The 20,802-nt window shown below is 71.7% G+C and carries 16 protein-coding genes; 10 read left to right on the top strand and 6 right to left on the bottom strand.

Annotated elements, in window-relative coordinates:
• The first annotated feature begins 45 nt into the window (after positions 1 to 45).
• The 4 genes from IG90_RS0136860 to IG90_RS0136845 are packed head-to-tail and all read left to right on the top strand — an operon-like array spanning position 46 to position 5,786.
• Positions 46 to 1,653: a GMC family oxidoreductase gene (locus IG90_RS0136860; RefSeq protein WP_030594885.1), complete on the top strand. Its 1,608-nt coding sequence runs from the start codon at positions 46 to 48 to the stop codon at positions 1,651 to 1,653.
• Complete coding sequence (locus IG90_RS0136855; RefSeq protein WP_030594882.1) at positions 1,650 to 2,825, top strand: quaternary amine ABC transporter ATP-binding protein; 1,176 nt, start codon at positions 1,650 to 1,652, stop codon at positions 2,823 to 2,825. Before IG90_RS0136860 ends, IG90_RS0136855 begins: the two co-directional genes overlap by 4 nt.
• On the top strand, positions 2,825 to 4,810 hold the full coding sequence (locus IG90_RS0136850) for an ABC transporter permease (RefSeq protein ID WP_030594879.1): 1,986 nt from the start codon (positions 2,825 to 2,827) through the stop codon (positions 4,808 to 4,810). Before IG90_RS0136855 ends, IG90_RS0136850 begins: the two co-directional genes overlap by 1 nt.
• Position 4,811: 1 nt before the next feature.
• Positions 4,812 to 5,786: an ABC transporter substrate-binding protein gene (locus IG90_RS0136845; protein WP_030594876.1), complete on the top strand. Its 975-nt coding sequence runs from the start codon at positions 4,812 to 4,814 to the stop codon at positions 5,784 to 5,786.
• An 87-nt stretch (positions 5,787 to 5,873) separates the two neighbouring features.
• Here IG90_RS0136845 and IG90_RS0136840 read toward each other — a convergent pair whose 3' ends face one another.
• Positions 5,874 to 7,241: a cytochrome P450 gene (locus IG90_RS0136840; RefSeq protein ID WP_030594874.1), complete on the bottom strand. Its 1,368-nt coding sequence runs from the start codon at positions 7,239 to 7,241 to the stop codon at positions 5,874 to 5,876.
• A gap of 156 nt (positions 7,242 to 7,397) precedes the next feature.
• On the opposite strand from IG90_RS0136840, the gene IG90_RS43025 reads away from it, so the two are divergent.
• Positions 7,398 to 7,580, top strand: a complete 183-nt coding sequence (locus IG90_RS43025) for a hypothetical protein (protein WP_245170752.1) — start codon at positions 7,398 to 7,400, stop codon at positions 7,578 to 7,580.
• A 103-nt stretch (positions 7,581 to 7,683) separates the two neighbouring features.
• Here IG90_RS43025 and IG90_RS0136830 read toward each other — a convergent pair whose 3' ends face one another.
• Genes IG90_RS0136830 through IG90_RS0136820 form a run of 3 tightly spaced genes read right to left on the bottom strand, consistent with a single transcriptional unit; the run spans position 7,684 to position 11,281 of the window.
• A complete protein-coding gene (locus IG90_RS0136830) occupies positions 7,684 to 10,008 on the bottom strand; it encodes an ABC transporter permease (RefSeq protein ID WP_030594871.1) in 2,325 nt (774 codons plus the stop codon).
• 2 nt (positions 10,009 to 10,010) lie between these two features.
• A complete protein-coding gene (locus IG90_RS0136825; RefSeq protein WP_030594868.1) occupies positions 10,011 to 10,778 on the bottom strand; it encodes an ABC transporter ATP-binding protein in 768 nt (255 codons plus the stop codon).
• Complete coding sequence (locus IG90_RS0136820; RefSeq protein WP_030594864.1) at positions 10,775 to 11,281, bottom strand: PadR family transcriptional regulator; 507 nt, start codon at positions 11,279 to 11,281, stop codon at positions 10,775 to 10,777. Before IG90_RS0136820 ends, IG90_RS0136825 begins: the two co-directional genes overlap by 4 nt.
• Before the next feature lie 168 nt (positions 11,282 to 11,449).
• On the opposite strand from IG90_RS0136820, the gene IG90_RS0136815 reads away from it, so the two are divergent.
• The 5 genes from IG90_RS0136815 (at position 11,450) to IG90_RS0136795 (ending at position 18,343) form a co-directional block, all read left to right on the top strand.
• Positions 11,450 to 12,724, top strand: a complete 1,275-nt coding sequence (locus IG90_RS0136815) for an ABC transporter substrate-binding protein (RefSeq protein ID WP_030594859.1) — start codon at positions 11,450 to 11,452, stop codon at positions 12,722 to 12,724.
• Positions 12,725 to 12,934: 210 nt separating this feature from the next.
• On the top strand, positions 12,935 to 14,617 hold the full coding sequence (locus tag IG90_RS0136810; RefSeq protein ID WP_033895019.1) for a glycoside hydrolase family 13 protein: 1,683 nt from the start codon (positions 12,935 to 12,937) through the stop codon (positions 14,615 to 14,617).
• Between the two features lie 123 nt (positions 14,618 to 14,740).
• On the top strand, positions 14,741 to 16,072 hold the full coding sequence (locus IG90_RS0136805; protein WP_030594854.1) for an ABC transporter substrate-binding protein: 1,332 nt from the start codon (positions 14,741 to 14,743) through the stop codon (positions 16,070 to 16,072).
• Positions 16,073 to 16,082: 10 nt separating this feature from the next.
• On the top strand, positions 16,083 to 17,414 hold the full coding sequence (locus tag IG90_RS0136800; protein WP_030594852.1) for an ABC transporter permease: 1,332 nt from the start codon (positions 16,083 to 16,085) through the stop codon (positions 17,412 to 17,414).
• A gap of 98 nt (positions 17,415 to 17,512) precedes the next feature.
• On the top strand, positions 17,513 to 18,343 hold the full coding sequence (locus IG90_RS0136795) for a carbohydrate ABC transporter permease (protein WP_030594850.1): 831 nt from the start codon (positions 17,513 to 17,515) through the stop codon (positions 18,341 to 18,343).
• 108 nt (positions 18,344 to 18,451) lie between these two features.
• Here the strand turns inward: IG90_RS0136795 and IG90_RS0136790 are convergent, their stop codons facing one another.
• A complete protein-coding gene (locus IG90_RS0136790; protein WP_030594848.1) occupies positions 18,452 to 19,300 on the bottom strand; it encodes a hypothetical protein in 849 nt (282 codons plus the stop codon).
• Positions 19,300 to 20,574, bottom strand: a complete 1,275-nt coding sequence (locus IG90_RS0136785; protein ID WP_030594846.1) for a VWA domain-containing protein — start codon at positions 20,572 to 20,574, stop codon at positions 19,300 to 19,302. Before IG90_RS0136785 ends, IG90_RS0136790 begins: the two co-directional genes overlap by 1 nt.
• Positions 20,575 to 20,802 lie beyond the last annotated feature (228 nt).

Genomic DNA, 20,802 nt, shown 5'->3' with positions numbered 1-20,802 from the left:
CAGCACCACGCACACGCACGAACCTTGCAGAAGGAGCAGTGACCGATGCCTTCCACCCCCCGCAGCACCGCAGTCCCCGACGGCCCCGTGGCCGACTACGTGATCGTCGGCGGCGGCACCGCCGGCTCGGTCATCGCCTCCCGGCTCACCGAGGACCCGGACGTCACCGTCACGGTCGTCGAAGGCGGCCCCACCGACATCGACCGCGACGACGTGCTCACCCTGCGCCGCTGGCTCGGCCTCCTCGGCGGCGACCTCGACTACGACTACCCCACCACCGAGCAGCCGCGCGGCAACTCCCACATCCGGCACAGCCGCGCCCGGGTCCTCGGCGGCTGCTCCTCGCACAACACCCTCATCAGCTTCAAGCCGCTGCCCGGCGACTGGGACGAGTGGGCCGAGGCCGGCGCCGAGGGCTGGGACGCGGCCGCGATGGACCCGTACTTCGCCAAGCTGCGCAACAACATCGTCCCGGTCGACGAGAAGGACCGCAACGCCATCGCCCGCGACTTCGTCGACGCCGCCCAGGAGGCGGCCGGGGTCCCGCGCGTGGACAGCTTCAACAGCGAGCCGTTCCACGAGGGCGTCGGATTCTTCGACCTCGCCTACCACCCCGAGAACAACAAGCGCTCCTCCGCCTCGGTCGCCTACCTGCACCCGCACATCGAGGCCGGCGACCGCCCCAACCTGCGGATCATGCTGGAGACGTGGGCGTACCGCCTGGAGTTCGACGGCAACCGCGCCACCGGCGTACACGTCCGGACGAAGGACGGCGAGGAGATCCTGCTGCGCGCCGCCCGCGAGGTCATCGTCTGCGCCGGCGCGGTGGACACGCCCCGGTTGCTGCTGCACTCCGGGATCGGCCCGCGCGAGGACCTGGCCGCACTGGGCATCGACGTCCGCCACGACCTGCCGGGCGTCGGCGAGAACCTGCTCGACCACCCCGAGTCCGTCATCGTCTGGGAGACCGACGGGCCCATCCCGGAGAACTCCGCGATGGACTCCGACGCGGGACTCTTCGTCCGCCGCGACCCCGGATCCCGGGGCCCGGACCTGATGTTCCACTTCTACCAGATCCCGTTCACCGACAACCCGGAGCGGCTCGGCTACGAGAAGCCCGAGCACGGGGTGTCGATGACGCCGAACATTCCCAAGCCGCGCAGCCGGGGCCGCCTCTACCTCACGAGCGCCGACCCCGAGGTCAAGCCGGCCCTGGACTTCCGCTACTTCACCGACGAGGACGACCACGACGGCCGCACCCTGGTCGACGGCATCAAGCTCGCCCGTGAGATCGCGGCCACCGAACCGCTCGCCCACTGGCTCAAGCGCGAGGTCTGCCCCGGGCCCGAGGTCACCTCGGACGAGGACATCAGCGAGTACGCCCGCAAGGTCGCCCACACCGTGTACCACCCGGCCGGCACCTGCAAGATGGGCGCGGCCGACGACCGACAGGCCGTCGTGGACCCGCAGTTGCGCATCCGGGGCCTTCAGGGCATCCGGGTCGCCGACGCGTCGGTCTTCCCGACCATGCCCGCCGTCAACCCGATGATCGGCGTCCTCATGGTCGGCGAGAAGTGCGCCGAACTCCTCGCCGGGCAGGCGCGAGCCGCCGCTCCGGTCACCAGCACCAGCACCGGAGGCGATGTCCGATGACCGGAACCGAGACCCTCAAGGCCGCCGAGCCCGAAGGGAACGCAGGGGCCGGCGAAACCGACGAGAACCCCGTGTTCTCCGTACGTAACCTCTGGAAGGTCTTCGGCCCCAAGGCCGACCGGATCCCCGGCAGCGAGCACGCCGCGCTCCCGCCCGCCGAACTGCGCGAGGCCACCGGCTGCACCGCAGCCGTCCGCGACGTCTCCTTCGACGTCCGCAAGGGCGAGGTCTTCGTCGTCATGGGCCTGTCGGGCTCCGGCAAGTCGACCCTCGTACGCTGTCTGACCCGGCTGATCGAGCCGACCAGCGGCACCCTCGCCATCGACGGCGAGGACGTCCTCGCGATGGACCGCGCCCGGCTGCGCGAACTGCGCCGCCACCGCGCCGCGATGGTCTTCCAGCACTTCGGACTGCTGCCGCACCGCACGGTGCTGGACAACGTCGCCTACGGCCTGGAGATCCAGGGCCTCAGCAAGGCCGAACGCCGTGTGAAGGCGGCCGAACTGGTGGAGAAGGTCGGTCTCGCCGGTCTGGAGGACCGCCGCCCGTCCCAGCTCTCCGGCGGCCAGCAGCAGCGCGTCGGCCTGGCCCGCGCGCTCGCCGTGGACCCGTCCGTCCTCCTCTTCGACGAGCCGTTCAGCGCGCTGGACCCGCTGATCCGCCGCGAGATGCAGGACGAGGTGGTCCGGCTGCACCGCGAGGAGGGCCGCACCATGGTCTTCATCACCCACGACCTCAGCGAGGCGCTGCGCCTGGGCACCCGGATCGCGCTCATGCGCGACGGCGGGATCGTCCAGCTCGGCACCCCCGAGGAGATCGTGGGCTCGCCCGCCGACGACTACGTCCGCGAGTTCGTCCGCGACGTGCCGCGCGAGCAGGTCCTCACCGTCGCCACCGCCATGCGCCCCGCGCTCGCCGGGGAGGGCGAACGCGGCCCGGCCGTGCGCCCCGACGCCACCGTCTCCGAGGCCATCGAGGCGGTCTCCCGCTCCGGCGACCCCGCCGCCCGGGTGATGGACGGCGGCCGGCTCGTCGGCGTCGTCGACCACGCGTGCCTGCTCGACGTCGTCGCCGGAACGACAGGACCGGGCGAAGCGGCCACCGCCTCCACCGCCCAGGACGCTTCCGCCGCGCCAGACGCGCCGGACGGCTCCCGCGAGGTGACCCTCTGATGGCCACCGCACAGGCCACCCCGGCCCGCGCCGTGCAGGCGGGCGCACGCCGGGGACCGGTGGCCGCCCTCCGCGACCACCCGGCCGCGGCCAAGCTCCTGCTGCTCGCGCTCGTCGCCGCCGTCGTCGTTCCCGTCGTGCACAGCCGCTGGGGCGGGGGCATCTGGCCCGACGCGCTGACCGCCGACCTCTCGGCGCCGCTCGGCGACGTGACGGACTGGATCGTCTCCAACCGCGACAGCCACCCGCTGTTCCTCTACTTCTTCGGCCACATCAGCAACGCCGTCGTGCTCTCCGTGCGCGGGGTGTACCTGGTCCTCCTGGCCCTCGGCTGGGCGGGCGTCACCGTGTTCGCCGCCGCCGTCGCCTGGCGGGTCGCGGGCCTCCGCCTCGCCCTCACCGCGGCCGTCTCGTTCCTGGTCTGCGGGCTGCTCGGCATGTGGGTGCCGACCATGCAGACGCTCGCGCTGATGGTCGTCGCGGTCCTCGCGTCCGTCGTGCTCGGGCTGCTCCTCGGCCTGGCGGCCGGGCTTTCGGACCGCACGTTCCGCATCCTGCGCCCGGTGCTCGACACCATGCAGGTGCTGCCCGCCTTCGCGTATCTGCTGCCCGTGGTGCTGGTCTTCGGCATCGGCGTCCCCGGAGCCGTCCTCGCCACCGTCGTGTACGCGGCTCCGCCGATGGCCCGCCTCACCGCGCTCGGCCTGCGCGGCGCGGACAGCGGCGTCATGGAGGCCGTCGCCTCGCTCGGCGCGACCGGCAGGCAGCGCCTGCTGAGTGCCCGGCTGCCGCTGGCCCGCAAGGAACTGCTCCTCGGTCTCAACCAGACCATCATGATGGCGCTGTCGATGGCCGTCATCGCGTCCGTGATCGGCGCGGGCGGCCTCGGTGACCGGGTCTACCAGGCGCTGTCGTCCGTGGACGTCGGCGCCGCCCTCGCGGCGGGCATCCCGATCGTGCTGCTGGCCGTCGTGCTGGACCGTACGACGGAGGCGGCCGGCCGCCGCATCGGCGCCGAGCCCACCGGCCCCGCCCTGCTGCACGGCTGGCGCGGCTGGACCCTGGCCGCCGTGGTCACCGCGGCCGTCGCCGCCGTCGGACGGGCCACCGACGGCCGGGTCTGGCCCGAGGACGTGACCGTGGCCATCGCCGGTCCGGTCAACACCGCCAAGGACTGGATGGTCGACCACCTCTACACCGGGGTGCCCGTCGTCGGCGGCACCGCCGACCTCGCCTCCCACTTCACCAGCGGCATCCTCAACCCGCTGCGCAGCGGGCTCACCGGGCTGCCCTGGTGGTCGGTGCTCCTCATCGTCGCCGCCCTCGCCTGGACCATCGGCACCTGGCGCACCGCCGCCACCGCCGTCCTCGCCATGGCCGCGATCGGCGTGCTCGGTGTGTGGGATCCCTCCATGGACACCCTCAGCCAGGTGCTCGCCGCCGTCGCGGTCACCCTGGTCATCGGCTTCGGCGTCGCCGTCGGCGCGGCACGCAGCGAGCGACTGGAACGGCTGCTGCGACCGGTCCTGGACGTCTTCCAGACCATGCCGCAGTTCGTCTACCTGATCCCCGTCGTCGCCCTCTTCGGCGTCGGCCGCGCCCCCGCCGCCGCCGCCGCGGTCATCTACGCGCTGCCCGCCGTCATCCGCGTCACCACCCAGGGGCTGCGGGGCGTCGACCCGGCGGCGATGGAGTGCGCCCGCTCGCTGGGCGCGACCCCGGGCCAGCAACTGCGCCAGGTCCAGATCCCGCTGGCCAGGCCCTCTCTGCTGCTCGCCGTCAACCAGGCCGTGGTGCTGGTCCTCGCCGTCGTCATCATCGGCGGACTCGTCGGATCGGGCGCACTCGGCTACGAGGTCGTCCTCGGCCTCGCCCAGGGCGACCTGGCCACCGGCCTCGTCGCCGGAGCGGCCATCGTCTGCCTCGGCCTGATGCTCGACCGGGTCACCCAGCCCACCACCCGCCGCCAGCGACAGGAGAGCTGAGATGAACCGCTCCCGCACCCGCCTGCTCGTGGCGCTCGCCTCGGCCGGGGCCCTGCTCGCCACGGCCGGCTGCGGCGCCGCCGACATGACCAAGCAGGCCTCCCCCTTCGCGGCCCCCGCCGGGGTCAGGACGGTCACGCTCTCCGTCCAGTCCTGGGTCGGCGCCCAGGCGAACGTCGCCGTGGCCGAGCAGCTCCTCAAGGAGAAGCTCGGCTACCGCGTCGACCTCGTGCAGACCGACGAGGTCCCCGCCTGGGACGCCCTCAGCCAGGGCCGGGTCGACGCGATCCTGGAGGACTGGGGCCACCCGGACCAGGAGAAGCTCTACGTCGACGAGAAGAAGACGATCGTCCGGGGCGGCGACCTCGGGGTCACCGGCCACATCGGCTGGTACGTCCCGAAGTACTGGGCCGACAAGCACCCCGACGTCACCGACTGGAAGAACCTCAACGAGTACGCCGAGGAGCTGAGGACCGCCGAGAGCGGTGGCAAGGGCCAGCTGATGGACGGCTCGCCCTCCTACGTCACCAACGACGTGGCGCTGGTGAAGAACCTGGACCTGGACTACAAGGTGGTCTTCGCCGGATCCGAGGCCGCCCAGATCACCCAGATCCAGCAGTTCGCCAAGGAGGAGAAGCCCTTCCTCAGCTACTGGTACCAGCCGCAGTGGCTGTTCAACGAGGTGCCGATGGTCGAGGTGAAGCTCCCGGAGTACACGGACGCGTGCGCGGCCAAGGACCCCGCGGACATCGACTGCGCGTACCCGACGACGCCACTGCAGAAGTTCCTCAACGCCGACTTCGCCGAGCGCGGGGGCGAGGCGTCCGCGTTCCTGAAGAAGTTCCGGTGGTCGGAGAAGGACCAGAACGAGGTCTCCGAGATGATCGCCCAGCAGAAGCTCACGCCCCAGGAGGCGGCGGAGCGCTGGATCGAGCGGCACCCGGACGTCTGGAAGAAGTGGCTTCCGCAGGACTGACGGAACCGGCATCACGGTGCCCGGCTCCTGCCCCGGAGCCGGGCACCGACTGATCTTCCGCCTGTCCGGCCACCCGCGTCTTCCGCCCTAACGCGCCCGGACCGTCGCCAGCACGTCCCGGTCCGGCTGGAGCGTCAGGCCCGTGACGGGCGCGATCTCGCCCGGGTCGACGTCCAGGGTGAAGCGGCGGGCCAGCACGGCCAGGAGGAGGACGGACTCCACCATCGCGAAGCGCGTACCGATGCAGACCCGGGGCCCGCCGCCGAACGGGAACCACGCGTACTCCCCGATCTCGTCGCCGCCCGTAGCGTCCCAGCGCTCGGGGCGGAACTCCTCCGGCTCGGGGAACCACCGCGCGTCGCGGTGCGTCGACCACTGGCTCGTCCACACCCGGGTGCCCTCCTCGACCGGCAGACCCCCGATCGTCGCCCCCTCCCTCGCGACCCCGGTGATCAGCCAGACGGCCGGGTACAGCCGCAGCGTCTCCTTCACCACCGCCTGGCTGTACGTCAGCCGGGCGTAGTCCTCGAAGCCGGGCTCCCGGTCGCCGAGCACCCGGTCCAGCTCCTCGGCGAGCGCGTCGCGGACCCGGGGACTGCGGGAGAGCAGATACCACGCCCACACCAGCGTCGTACTCGTCGTCTCGTGACCGCCGATGTAGAGCGTGACCGCCTCGTCGCGGATCTCCTCGTCGCTGAGGTGCGTCCCGCTCTCGTCGACCGCGGTCAGCAACCGGCTGAGCAGATCGGGGCGTTCCTCCTCGCCGTCCCGGTGCCGGGCGACGACGCGGCCCACCTCGGCGTCGATGACGGCGGCGGCCTTTCTGATGCGTGCCCGGCCCGGCGTCGGCACCCAGTCGGGGAGCAGCGCGCCGATCCCGGCGAACTCCTTGCCGATCTCCGCCTGCGCGACGTCCATCGCCCGGCCCATCGCCTCGGAGTCCGCCGGGGTGTCCACACCGAAGATGGTGCGCACCGCGATCCGCTGCGTCAGCGCGGCCATCTCCCGCTTGACGTCCACCCGTTCACCGTCGGACCAGCCGTCAGCCAGCTCCACCGCGCAGTCCGCCATGGTGGCCGCGTACGACCTGACCTGCCTGGGCCGCACCGAGGGCTGCACCAGCGAGCGTTTGCGCCGCCAGTCCCGGCCCCGCGCCACGATGATCCCGTTCCCCATCACCGTCCGGAACGCGATACCCAGCTTCGGCTGGTCGAAGGTGTGCTCCGTCTCGGTGAGCAACTCGCCTATGCAGTCGGGGTCGGCGACGAAGACGCACCGGTTGCGGCCGAACCGCCAGCGCACCAGATCCCCATGCCCGCGCAGGAGTTCGAAGAAGGTGAGAGGGTTCTTCGCGAACTGCGGCAGATTGCCCAGAAGGGGCAGCCCCTTGGGGCCCGGGACGAACGTATGGCCGCAAGGCCGGGTGTCGGGCGCCGGGCCGGTCTGCGTGGACATCGAGGAACTCCGCTCCCTGGGGTGCGCCACGGTGGCGCGCAATCGTTCGAACCTCATCGAACGTTATGAGGGCGGCACTCCGCCAGGTCGTCGGACCGGCGTGACCGGAATCCGTCGTCACCGTGCGGAGTACGCGAGCGTCGAGGGCAGCCGCACGTGCCACCATCCTGGATGCGGACGGGGGAGGCCATCGATTTCGTGCGCGCCGTCAAACCGGAGCGGGCCGTCGGCATCCATGACGCCCAGATCAACGAGCGCGGTCCGGTCGGCGTGAACGGATTGCTGGAGGAAGAGAGCCGCACCGACCACCCCTGGCTGGCACCTTGTTCGCAGCTGTGACTCCGTCACCGCGACGTTTCGGCGCGCACCCGCCTGGTCGGATACGAGGAAGTCGTCCAGGCCAGGGGTGGGGACTCACTGCCCTCCAGGGCTGCCCAGGGGTTCAGAGAGTCTCGCCCAACGAGTCCGCCAGCCGCCGCCGTGCCGCCCGTGTCGCCGGCAGCGTCGCCGCCACGACCGCACCCAGCACCGCCCCGACGATCACCGTCAACAGCACCGGCAACGGAGGCAGTTGGCCGATCCCCGCACCGATCCCGCTCGACGCGCCCTGAGTGTCCACCAGCCACTTGCCGGACAGCGCACCCACCGTCGTCCCCACCACTGCGGATACGAGCGCGGTCAGACCGGCCGCCGTCACGATCATCGCCCCGATCTGCCGGGGCGTCAGCCCGATCGCTTTCAGGGCGAGCAGGTCCCGACCCCGGTCGCGTACGCCCGTGCTGATCAGCGTCAGCAGTTCGGTCAGCCCGATCAGTGCCAGCACCGCGATCAGTGCGGCGATCACTCCGCGTGCCGGTTCCAGCCGGTCGGCCGGATTGGGCGTCTCCCGGATCTCCAGCGTTCCGCCTGCCGCCACGGCGAGCGTGCCGCTCACCGCCCGGGGGTCCGCCCCCTCGTGCAGCACCAGGGCATGGAAGGCGGGCCGCAGCAGCGGATCGCGCTCCCGCAGGGCGTCGATGGTCGTGGTGATCACCCGGCCGCCGGATTCGGGTTCGATAGTACGGCCGACGAGGTGCAGGATCTGCGGCCGTCCCGCGACGGTCATCCGCACCCAGTCGCCGACCCGCACCCCGAGGAGATCCAGCAGCCCCTGCCCGGCCACTGCCTCGTCCGGACCGCCGACCGCGCGCCCTTCCACCACCGCGGAGGGATACGGGTGATGAGCCGTGCCCAGCCCGCGGAGCGTGATGGTGCCGGTCTGCCCCGGCACGAGCGCCGCCATCTCCGCGCCCGGATGGACCGCGGCGATGTCCGGGATCGTCGAGAGGGTCTTCTCCAGCTCCGAGTCCGACGGCCCGGTGGGCTGCTCGGCCCGTACGGTCAGGGCCGCGGGCAGTCCCATCTGCGCCGGCCGGCTGCGGAACTGGTCCAGCGTCGACCAGGCGACGAGCGCGACCGTGATGAGCACCAGCGGCAGGGCGAGCCGGGCCACCGGTACGAGTGTCCGGCCGCGTCGCGGGAACGCCGCACGCCACCCCAGGACCAGGGCCGGAGGAACCCGCATCCCGAGAGCCCGCCTGCCGAGTGCGGTCATCGACGCGACGGAGGGCAACGCGGCCCGGGCCACCGGCACCGGTGGCACCCGTCCGGCCCGCCAGGCCGAGAGCCCGGTGGCAGCCGCGATCAGCAGCACCGCGCCGCAGGGGACGCCGATCATCAGCGCGGTGTGGCCGGGCAGGTCCTGCCACACCGCCGCCGCCTCCCCGATCCGCCCCGGTATGCGGGCGCCCAGCAGTGCGATCGCCGCCGTGCCGAGGGTCACGCCGAGGAGCGCGAAGGCCAGGTGCTGTACGAGGAAGCCGCGGGCGACCTGGCCGGGGGTGAAGCCGACGGCCTTGAGTATGGCGATGTCCCTCAGCTGGCCGCGGACCCGGGCACCGATCGCTCCCGACGCGGCCAGTGCCGCCGCGAGCAGCGCACCGAGCCCGAACACGGCGAACACCTTTCCCAGGAGCCGGTCGTCGCCACCCGCCTCGGCCCGTGCCTGCTGCCACTTGGTGACCTGTGCCACCCGATCGGCGCCGAGTACGGTCACCGCGCGCTGGACGATGAAGTCGGTGTCGCCCGGATCCTCCAAGCGCAGCCCCACGCTCTGCCCGGTGTCTCCACGGGCGACCTCGTCGAGCGTGCCGGGGAGCACCCAGCCGATGCCTGGTCCGCCGCCCGGCTGGTAGCCCGGCTCGGCCACCTCGGCGATCCCGCTCACGTGCAGTGCGTGCGGGGCGCCGTCGGGCCCGGTGACCCGCACCGTGTCGCCCGGCTCGGCCCACAGTGCCCGCGCGACCGAACCTTCCAGTACGACGGTGCCGTCCCGGGCGCCGTCGTCCGGCCGGGCGAGCCAGCTGCCCGCCGTGACGAGTGGCCGCCCCGTCTCCGGGGGCGCCGCCTTGGCCGCGCGGAGGGTCACCCCGGCCCGCGCGCCGCGCGACTCGAAGGTCGTCGCCGCAGTGCGGAAGGGTCCCGAGAGGGCTGCGACCCCGTCCACGCCGGACAGTGCGTCCATGTCCGCCCCGGCGCGGGTGTGCAGCCAGATGTGCGCGCCCTGGGACTGGTTGAAGACCCGCTGCCAGGGGTTCGCGGCGTAGCTGAACAGCGCGCCGGCCAGCAGGAGCGAGGCGATGACCCCGGCACTGGCCAGCACGACGAAGAGAGCTTCGCCGCGGTGTGCGCGGAAGTCGGCCTGAGCCCAGCGCAGAGTGGCCCGCACGGTCACTCCTTCAGTTCGAGTACGCCGGAGACGCCGCCGGCCGGCCCGCGGTGTCCGCCGCCGAGCTGCGCGTCGTCGGCTATGCGCCCGTCGAAGAAGCTGATGACGCGGTCGGCGGCACTGGCCATCCGGGCGTCGTGGGTGACCATCATGATCGTCTGGCCGCGCTGGTGGAACCGGGAGAGCAGCCGCAGCACCTCGCGGGTGCCCTTGCTGTCGAGGCTGCCGGCCGGCTCGTCGGCGAGCAGCAGCGTGGGGTGGTTGACCAGCGCGCGGGCGAGTGCGACCCGCTGCTGTTCGCCGCCCGACAGCTCGCCGGGCATCGACCGCTCGCGGCCTTCCAGGCCGAGTTCGGCGAGCAGTCCGGCGCGGGAGTCGCGGGCGGCTTTCGGGGAGGCGCCGGCGAGCAGGGCGGGCAGTTCGACGTTGTCGGCAACGGTGAGGTTGGAGACCAGGTTGAAGAACTGGAAGACAACGCCGATGCTGCGGCGCCTGAGGACCGCCCAGCGGGCCTCGCGGTATGCGTCGACCCGCTCTCCACCGAGCCACAGCTTCCCGCTGTCGGGCCGCTGGAGGCCGCCGATCAGATGCAACAGCGTGGACTTGCCGGCTCCCGACGGCCCGGTGACCGCGACGAACTCGCCCGGCTGGACGGACAGGTCCACCCCGCGCACCGCAGGCACCGGTGCGCCCTCGCCGTAGTGCGTCTTGGCCAGGCCCTCGGCGCGCACGATGGGCACGGCAGGAGCGGTGGTGGCGTCGTCGCTCATTCCAGCTCCTCCTGACAGCGTTCCAGCCAGTCGAGGTCGGCCTGCAGATGCAGCATGGCACCCTCGATCAGCAGTTGGGAGATCTTGTTGTCGCGGTCCTCGGCTGCGGCCAGCTTCGACAGGTCCCGCATGGTGTTGAGGTACTGGCGCCGCTGCTTGTTGATCAGCGCGACAGGGTCGGCCAGACCCGACCGCGGTGCGAGCGCGAGCTTCATGAAGAACTCGTCCCGTACCCGGGGCTCCTCCGCGGTGTCCTCGAACCAGGCCAGCACGGCCTCGCGCCCGGCGTCCGTCAGCTTGTACGTGCGCTTGTTGGGCCGGCCTGACTGCTCGACGTCCTCGCCTTCGATCAGGCCGCTCTTCTCCAGCCGGCCGAGGGTGACATAGATCTGGCCGACGTTGGGCTGAGGGTACGCGGAGCCCAGGAGCTTCTCAAGGTCCTGCTTCAGCTCGTAACCGTGCGCAGCGCTACGGGTGAGGAGCGCAAGGAGCGCCAGCCGCACTCGCTCCCCCTCCTTCCCGCTCCGTAGTCAACGGTTCACCCGGCACGGGACCGAGTGGCGTCGGCGTCTGCCTTGTCTGCCTGGACGTCTAGTATCGCCCATGCCTAACGGGTATATATGGGCCACGATGGTCGGCGGCGTAGCCGGATCGTGCACTGGGAGGAATCTATGCGGTGGATGCATGCCGCGGGTAGAGCTCTCCTGGTCGCGGCGGTAGTGCTGGCGGGATACGCCGGTTTCGGCGTCCGCGCGGACGAGGACGCGGCCTCCGGGGCCCGCGGCCCCATGACGCTCGTGACGGCGGGCGACCTGACCGACTACCTCTCCCCACTGCTCGACGACTGGAACCGCGATCACCCCGACGAGCACGTCACGCTCGTCGAGCTGCCCGACTCGGCCGACGAGACCCGGGCCCAGATGATCAGCGAACTGCGATCGGGCCGCGACCGGTTCGACGTACTGAACATCGACGTCGCCTGGACGTCCGAGTTCGCAGCGGCCGGATGGATCTCCCCGCTCGAGCGTGACCGCTTCCCTCTGGACGCCCTCCTGCGGCCGGTCGTCGACACCGCGACCTTCGACGGCCGGCTCTACGCGGTCCCGTACGTCACGAACGCGGGACTGCTCTACTACCGCAAGGACATCCTGGACCGGGTAGGTGAGAAGCCGCCGCACACCTGGGCCGAGCTGGTCCGCCAGGCGCGGACGATCGCCCCGAAGTACGGACTGGCCGGCTATGCCGGCCAGTTCCTGCCGTACGAGGGGCTCACCGTCAACGTCACCGAGGCCGTGCACTCGGCGGGCGGTTCGATCCTGCGCGACGACGGCGCCCGGGTGAGCGTGGACTCGGACGCGGCGCGCGCCGGACTGCGGTTCCTCGCGGACGGTGTGCGGGACGGCTGGATCTCCCGTGAGGCGCTCGGCTACAAGGAGGAGGAGTCCCGGCAGGCGTTCCAGGACGGCCGACTGCTCTTCCTGCGGAACTGGCCCTATGTGTACGCCGACGCGAGCGCGGAAGGGTCGAAGGTCGCGGGCAGGTTCGGCGCCCTGCCGCTGCCCGGGCCCGACGGGCCCGGCACCAGCGTGCTGGGTGGCTCCAACCTCGCCGTCAGCAGCCATGCGCGGCATCCGGCGTCGGCAGCCGATCTGATCTCCTACCTCACCAGTGAACGGGTCCAGCGGCGGGTGCTCACCGAGGGCTCGCTGCCGCCGGTGCGCGCCGCACTGTACGAGGACCCCGAGCTGATCCGCGCGTATCCGTACCTGCCCACGCTCCGTAAGAGCGTGCTGTCGGCGGTGCCACGCCCCAAGAGTCCGCGCTACGACCAGGTGAGCCTCGCCGTACAGGCCGTGGCGCAGGACGTGATGGCGCTGCGCCAGACGCCCGAGCAGGCGGCGGCGCGGCTTGCGCGCGAGCTCGAAACGATCTCCCGCAAGGGTTGATCCCACCCGTCCGTCCTCCAAGGGTCTCTACTTACGTGTTAAGTAGAGACCCTTCTCGTGCGCCTGGGCATTTCTGAGCAAACTACCCCAACTTTTCGCTGTTTCTGGACACATCGTTGACACCTTCCAGTCGTCCTTACTTAACATGCATGCATAACAGCGCACCAATCTGGGGCGCTCTCGCATTCAGTAGAAACAGGTCGACGCGAGATGCTCAGCACCCTTCCGGCCGACACCGGCCACCCCTCCCGCAGCACCACCCCGTCTGACTCCTGGTGGCGCGACGCGGTGATCTACCAGGTCTACGTCCGCAGCTTCCTCGACAGCACGGGGGACGGCGTCGGCGACCTGGCCGGCGTACGGGCCGGGCTTCCCTACCTCAGGAAGCTCGGCGTCGACGGCATCTGGCTCAGCCCCATCTACCCGTCGCCGCAGCACGACCACGGCTACGACGTCGCCGACTACTGCGGCGTCGACCCCGTCTACGGCGACCTCGCCGAGTTCGACCGGCTGGTGTCCGACGCCCGCCGACTCGGGCTCAAGCTGCTGCTCGACATCGTCCCCAACCACTGCTCCAGCGAGCACCCATGGTTCCGCGACGCACTCGCCGCGGGGCCGGGCAGCGCGCCGCGCTCCCGCTTCCACTTCGCGCCCGGCCGCGGTCCGGCCGGGGCGGAGCCGCCCAACAACTGGCGCGCCATGTTCGGCGGTCCCGCCTGGAGCCGGATCACCGAGCCCGGCGGCGCCCCCGGAGACTGGTACCTCCACCTCTTCACGCCTGAGCAGCCCGACCTGAACTGGCGCGACCCCGCCGTGGGCGACGACTTCGAGCGGGTGCTGCGCTTCTGGCTGGACCGCGGTGTCGACGGCTTCCGCATCGACGTCGCCGCCGGACTGTTCAAGCACCCCGAGCTGCCCGACTCGGACGACCCCGGAGCCGACGAGCGGGCCCGCGACGCCGTGAACCAGCTGGCCTGGAACCAGCCCGAGGTCCACGACGTGTGGCGCCGCTGGCGCTCGGTCTGCGAGGAGTACACCGCCCGGGACGGCCTCGAGCGACTGCTGGTCGGCGAGGTGTCCGTGCCGACCGCACGCGAGCACGCCGAGTACGTCCGCCCCGACGAACTGCACCAGGCGTTCTTCTTCGACCTGCTCAGCGCGCCCTGGGACGCCGACGCCTTCCGCGCGACGATCACCGAGGCGATACGCGACATCGCCGGCACCGGCTCCACCGTCACCTGGGTCCTCAACAACCACGACCAGGTCCGTACGGTCACCCGCTACGCGGGCGAGCCGGGGGTGGAAGGCAGCGGGCTGGGAGCCGCCCGCGCCCGCGCCGCCGCCCTCCTGATGCTCGCCCTGCCCGGCGCCGCCTACGTCTACCAGGGCGAGGAGCTCGGCCTCCCGGAGGTCCTCGACCTGCCCGACGAGGTCCTCACCGACCCGATCTTCCGCCGCACCGGCAGCCGCAAGCACGTCCGGGACGGCTGCCGCGTGCCACTGCCCTGGTCCGGACACGCCTCACCGTTCGGCTTCAGCCAGGAAGCGGTCGGCGCCAAGCCGTGGCTGCCGCAGCCCGAGTGGTTCGCCGAGCACGCCACCGACCGTGCCCTGGCCGACACCCGTTCCTTCTGGCACCTCTACCGCGACGGTCTCCAGCTGCGGCGCACCCTGCCGCAGCTCGGCGACGGCACCCTGCGCTGGCTGGACGCGCCTGCGCACGTGCTGGCGATCGCCCGCGGCGACGGCCTGGTCTGCGCCGTGAACTTCGGCACGGAGCCGGTGCCCGCCCCGGTCCCCGGGACTCCGCTGCTCGCCAGCGGACCCTGTCCCGACGGTGTGCTCCCCGCGGCGACCGCCGCCTGGTGGACGGCCGAGTGCCCGGCCCCGTAAGCCCCGGGGAATCCGACGCCGAGCGGACCCCCTGCCTCTGACCTCCTGAACCCCGCGCGAAACCCCTCCAAGTGAAGCCAGGGCCCACCCCGTGGCCCCGGACTTCCTCGAAAGGACCTCATCATGCGACGACCCAGCAAGACGACCCGACGGACCACGGCCACCGCAACGGCGGCCCTCGCTCTCGTCCTCGGTGCCACCGCCTGCGGCGGCACCACCGGACCCGCGAGCGGCGGCGAACTCAGCGGCCAGACCGTGACCGTGGCAGGCGTCTGGACCGGCAGCGAGCAGGAGAACTTCAAGAAGGTCCTGGACGCCTTCACCGAGAAGACCGGTGCCAGGACGGTCTTCGTCCCCTCCGGCGACAACGTCTCCACCTTCGTGGGAAGCAAGATCGAGGGCGGCAACGCGCCGGACGTGGTGATGGTTCCCCAGGTGGGCGTGCTCCAGCAGTTCGCCAAGGAGGGCTGGCTCCAGCCCTTGTCCGACCAGGCCGCCACGACGGCAGGCTCCACCCTCGCCCCGGTGTGGAAGAACTACGGCACCGTCGACGGCACGTACTACGGCCTCTACTTCAAGGCCGCCCACAAGTCCACCGTCTGGTACGCCCCCGAGGCCTTCACCCAGGCCGGCGTCAGCGAGCCCAAGAGCTACGCCGACATGCTGAAGGCCGGCCGCACCCTCGCCGACTCCGGCCGCCCGGCCTTCGCCATAGCCGGCGAGGACGGCTGGACCCTCACCGACTGGTTCGAGAACATCTACCTCTCCCAGGCCGGGCCGGAGAAGTACGACCAGCTCGCCCAGCACACGCTCAAGTGGACCGACGACAGCGTCGTCAAGGCGCTGACCACCCTCGGGGAACTGTTCAAGGACAAGCAGCTCGTCGCCGGCGGCGCCGAGGCGGCGCTGGGTACCGACTTCCCCTCGTCGGTCGCGCAGGTCTTCGGCCCCGAGCCCAAGGCGGGCATGGTCTACGAGGGCGACTTCGTCGGCGGCGTCGCCACGGGCCAGTTCGGCAAGAAGCTCGGAGAAGACGCCAAGTTCTTCCCGTTCCCCGCGGTCGACGGCGGCAAGGCGCCGGTCGTCAGCGGCGGTGACGCGGCCGTCGTCCTCAAGGACGGAAAGAACAGCAAGGCCGGCATGAAGCTGCTCGAGTTCCTGGCCGACGCCGAGGCGGCCGAGGTCTGGGCCGGCGCGGGCGGCTTCCTGTCCCCGAACAACGAGGTCGACCTCGCCTCGTACAGCGACGACACCACCCGCAGCACCGCCGACTCGCTCATCACGGCGGGCAATTCGATCCGCTTCGACATGTCGGACCAGGCCCCGGCCGCGTTCGGCGGCACCAAGGGCGCGGGCGAGTGGAAGCTCCTCCAGGACTTCCTGCGCGACCCGTCGGACCCGCAGGGCACGGCCGCGAAGCTCGAGGCCGAGGCCGTCAAGGCCTACGGGAACTGAGGCGCTCCCCATGGCTGACGCCCTGACCGCCCGCGCCGCGACGAACCCGCGGCGTCTGGCGCAGAGAAAGAAACGCCGCCTCGCCGTCGTCTTCGTCCTGCCGGCCCTGTTGCTGCTCGGCGCGCTGGTCGTATACCCGGTCCTCTTCTCCCTCGGCCGCAGCTTCTTCGACGCCGGCGGCGACCGCTTCGTCGGAGCCGGGAACTACGCGGCGATCATCCACGACCCGGCCACCCTCAAGGCCATCCGCAACAGCACCATCTGGGTCGTCGTCGCCCCTCTCCTGCTGACCGGACTCGGGCTGATGCTCGCTGTGCTCACCGAGAAGGTGCGCTGGGCCACCGCGTTCAAGCTGGTGCTCTTCTTGCCGATGGCCGTGTCGTTCCTCGCCGCGGGCATCATCTTCCGGCTCGCCTACGAACAGGACCCGGACCGGGGCGTGCTCAATGCCGCCGTCGTCGGCGTCCACGACGCCTTCCACGACGCTGCCGCCTATCCGACGGCCCGTGCCCGAGAGGACCACGGTCTGACCGGCGGGGCGGGCGGCCCCTACAGCACCGAGGAGACTGTCCGTCCCGGCCGCTCGGTCAGCCTCGGCTTCGTCGGGGTGGCACCCGACGCGATGCCCGCCGGAGCGAAGGCCGCGGCCGCCGCGGCGCCGGACACGGACGGGATCGGGGGCGTCGTCTACCTCGACTTCGCCCCCGGCGGCGCCGGCACGCCCGGCAAGGTCGACCCGGGCGAGAAGGGACTGCCCGGCATGGTGGTCGAGGCCGCACGGGACGGCCGGGTGGCCGCTACCGCCACCACGGCCGACGACGGGTCGTTCCACATCACCGGGCTCGCCGACGGCGAGTACACCGTCAGGCTGCCGGCAGCCAACTTCGCGGCCCCGTACCAGGGCGTGAACTGGCTCAGCCCGGCTCTGGTGACGCCGGCCATCATCGCCGCCTACCTGTGGGTGTGGACCGGCTTCGCGATGGTCCTGATCGGCGCCGGCCTCGCGGCCATCCCGCGCGACGCGCTGGAGGCCGCGCGGATGGACGGTGCCACCGAGGGCCAGATCTTCCGCAAGATCACCGTGCCGCTGCTCGCTCCGGTGCTCACCGTCGTCTTCGTGACCTTGGTGATCAACGTGATGAAGGTCTTCGACCTCGTCTACATCATCGCGCCGGGGCCGGTCCAGGAAGAGGCGAATGTGCTGGCCACCCGCATGTGGCTGGTCTCCTTCGGCGGCGGCAACGACCAGGGGCTCGGCAGCGCGCTCAGCGTGGTGCTCCTCCTGCTGGTCGTCCCGGCGATGCTCTTCAACATCCAGCGTTTCCGAAGGAGCGGAGCATGAGCGGCCACAGCACCATCGAGCGCCCACCGACCCGGCACGCGGCAGCCGTCCGGCCCGTCCCCGCCCCGTCCGCGCCCGGGCCGCGCCGCAGGAACCGGATGTCGCGTCTGCTGAGCAACTCCGTCGTCCAGGGCGTCCTGATTCTGGTCGCCCTCGTCTGGATCACCCCACTGGCGGGCCTGCTCCTGTCCTCGATGCGCTCCGAGCGGGACAACGCCTCCGACGGCTGGTGGACCGCGCTCACCGACCCGTCCCAGCTGTCCCTGGACAACTACAGCGCCCTGCTGAAGGATTCCGGCATCGCGGCGGCCTTCGGGAACACCATCCTGATCTCCGTGCCCACCACCGCCTTGGTGGTCGCCATCGCGGCACTCGCCGGATACGCCTTCGCGTGGCTGGAGTTCCCCGGCCGGGACGGCATCTTCCTGGTGGTGGTCGGGCTGCTGGTCGTACCCGTGCAGATCGGGCTGCTCCCGGTGGCCAAACTCTTCGGCGCGGTGGGACTGTTCGGCACGATCACGGGCGTCGTCCTCTTCCACGTCGCTTACGGCCTGCCGTTCGCGATCTTCCTGCTGCGCAACTACTTCGCCGGAATACCGCGCGAAATGCTGGAAGCCGCCCGGATGGACGGCGGCAGCGAGTGGCGGATCTTCTCCCGGCTCGTGCTGCCGCTCGGCCGTCCGGCCATCGCGAGCCTGGCCATCTTCCAGTTCCTGTGGGTCTGGAACGACATGCTCGTGGCGCTGCTCTTCGCGGACAGCGAGTCCCAGCCGCTCACGGTCGCGCTGCAGTCCCAGATGCGGCAGTTCGGAAGCAACATCAGCGTCCTCGCGCCGGGGGCGTTCCTGTCCCTGGTGGTCCCGCTGGTCGTCTTCTTCGCCTTCCAGCGCCACTTCGTCCAGGGCGTGATGGCGGGCTCGGTGAAATAGCCGCCACACCGGCCGTGCCTCCCCGACCTCGAAGATCCCGCCCTGTCGAGGGCCAGGGTCTTCGAGGTCCGGGCGGGCCGCCACCCGTGGGAGCGGCCCGGGGGTCCGTCAGACGCCCTGCGGCGCGCCGGCCGGCCTGCCCCGGCCCCGCGTCAGCGAGTAGCCGAACACGGCCGCCAGCGCGGCGAGCACACCACCGCCCACGGTCCACAGCCAGCGGTCGGTCCACCAGCCCGAGGCCCAGCCGTCCTCCGGCTCACCGGCTGACGGCACACGCGGCGCCGCCGATCCACCCGCGTCGCCCGCCGAGGCGACCGAGACACCCGGCACCAGCGGCTCGGAGAGCGCGCCGTCCACGTCGTGGGCCCCGCCCTGCTCCTTGACGGTCGCCTTCACCTCGGCGCCGACCGGTAGTCCGAGCTCGTCGGCGGGCAGGTCCACCACCGTGAGCCGGACGTAGTAGCTGCCGGGCAGCGGGTCGTTCGCCCACGGCTCGGACCAGGCCCGCACGGGGCGCAGGACGCAGGACAGCTCGACGGTGGCCGCGTCGGCCGCCGCCTTCCTGGTCTGGTGCCCGTACATGCAGGCCTGGCGGCGGCGCAGCCCGTCGTACACGTCGATCTGCCAGGTGGACGTGGAGCGCCGGGCCGCGTTCTCGGGCAGTTTCACCGTGGCCTCGACGGTGGGCCGCTGACCGGCGTCGGCCGGGAACACCCAGTACAGGTAGTCGCCCGCCGAGGCCTGCGCGGTCCCCGTCTGGTCCTGCTTCAGCGCGGTGGCCGTACGGAACGTGGTCCCGGCCTCCGTGGGGCCCGCCCCGTCCTCGGCGGGGCTCGCGCTCGCCGACGGGTCGTCCGCCACCGCGGCGCCGGCCGAGGTGAGCAGGGTCAGTCCGGCGAGCAGCGCTCCGGTCAGCGCGCGTCGCACGCCGTGGGTGCGGCGAGTTGTCGTACGCATCAGTTGGTCCTCCATACGGCGACGCGCCAGCGCGAGATCCAGCCGGTCAGCAGACCCGCGACCAGTCCGGTCAGGACGAGCACGCCGAGCAGCCACCAGCCGCGGCCGAGCCCGAAGGCCGCCACGTCGGAGGCGTTGTCCGGGCCGTCCACCAGATCCACCGTCAGTTCGACCGGCAGGCCGGGGGACTTCTTCACCGAGGCGGGCGCGGAGAAGGAGTGGGCGAGCTGGAGGCAGACGGTCTCGGCGGCGGGCTCGCCGTCGTCACCGTCCTCCGCCTCGGGCTTCGGATAGCGCAGCCCGGACGAGATCACGTCGGTGCGGCCGGTTCCGGCCTCGGAACCCCGGACGATCTCCCGTCCGTGCACGGTCACCGCGCGCAGCAGCACCCCGTAGTCGTCGTCCACGGCACGGTCGGCCGCCACGCTCGCCGAGGCGCGCAGCTCCTGACCGGGCAGCACGTCGACGCGGTACCAGCGGTGTTCGCCGATCTCCTCGCGGTCCGTGTAGAGACCCGGCTCCAGCTTGGGGGCGGCGGAGCAGCTCCCGGCGCCCTCGGTCGCCACCGGAGTGACGACGGGCTCGGCGGCCCGGTCAACCAACTGCTTGACGCGGTCGGACAGTTCGTCCTTGTGCTGGACGGCGGTGTACGTGCCGCCGGTGGCCTCCGCGATACAGGTCAGCTGCTGGCGGATCTTGGCGTTGGGCACCAGACCCAGCGTGTCCACGACCAGGTGGGTGCCGCGCGCTGCGATCTCCCGGGCCACCTCGCACGGGTCGAGCGGCCCGCAGGTGTCCTCGCCGTCCGTGATGAGCACGATCCGCCGCGAACCGTCCCCGCCCTCCAGGTCGTCGGCCGCGCCGAGCAGGGCCGGGCCGATCGGGGTGAAGCCGGTCGGGGCGAGGGTGGCGACCGCGGTCTTCGCTTCCGTACGGTCCAGCGGGCCGACCGGGTAGAGCTGCCGGGTGTCCTTGCAGCCGACCTTGCGGTCCTCGCCGGGATAGTCCGCGCCGAGCGTCCGTATGCCGAGCTGCACCTGCTCGGGCACCGCGTCCAGAACATCGTTGAACGCCTGCTTGGCGGCGGCCATCCGGGACTGTCCGTCGATGTCACGGGTGCGCATGGAGCCGCTGACGTCGAGCACCAGCTCGACCTTGGGGGAGGGGGTGGCGGGGGCTTCGTCGGCGGCGGCGGGGATCGCGGTGCCGAGCCCGGCGGCCAGGGTGGCGAGCGCTATGCCCACCCCGGTCGTCAGCCGTTTTCTTGTGATCATCGCCGGATCCTATGGAAGATCAGTTCGTATTCCCAACCGGGGCCGGCTCGGTGGGGCGCCGGCCGCGGGGCGGCCACGATCGCCGCCGCCGTGCGGGACACCTTCCGCGGCCCTCGCGCTGATCCCCAGTGAAGCTCCCCCCTTGACCTGGACAGCCTGATACTGGGACGGAAGGTCCCGGAGGAAGCAGTCACAGGTAGTGAGCAAGAAGAGCAACATGAGTAAGCG

The sequence above is a fragment of the Streptomyces anulatus genome, assembly GCF_000721175.1.
GTDB lineage: Bacteria > Actinomycetota > Actinomycetes > Streptomycetales > Streptomycetaceae > Streptomyces > Streptomyces anulatus_C.
The sequence above is the reverse complement of the archived record's forward strand: the minus strand, read 5'-3'. Positions and strand labels throughout refer to the sequence as shown.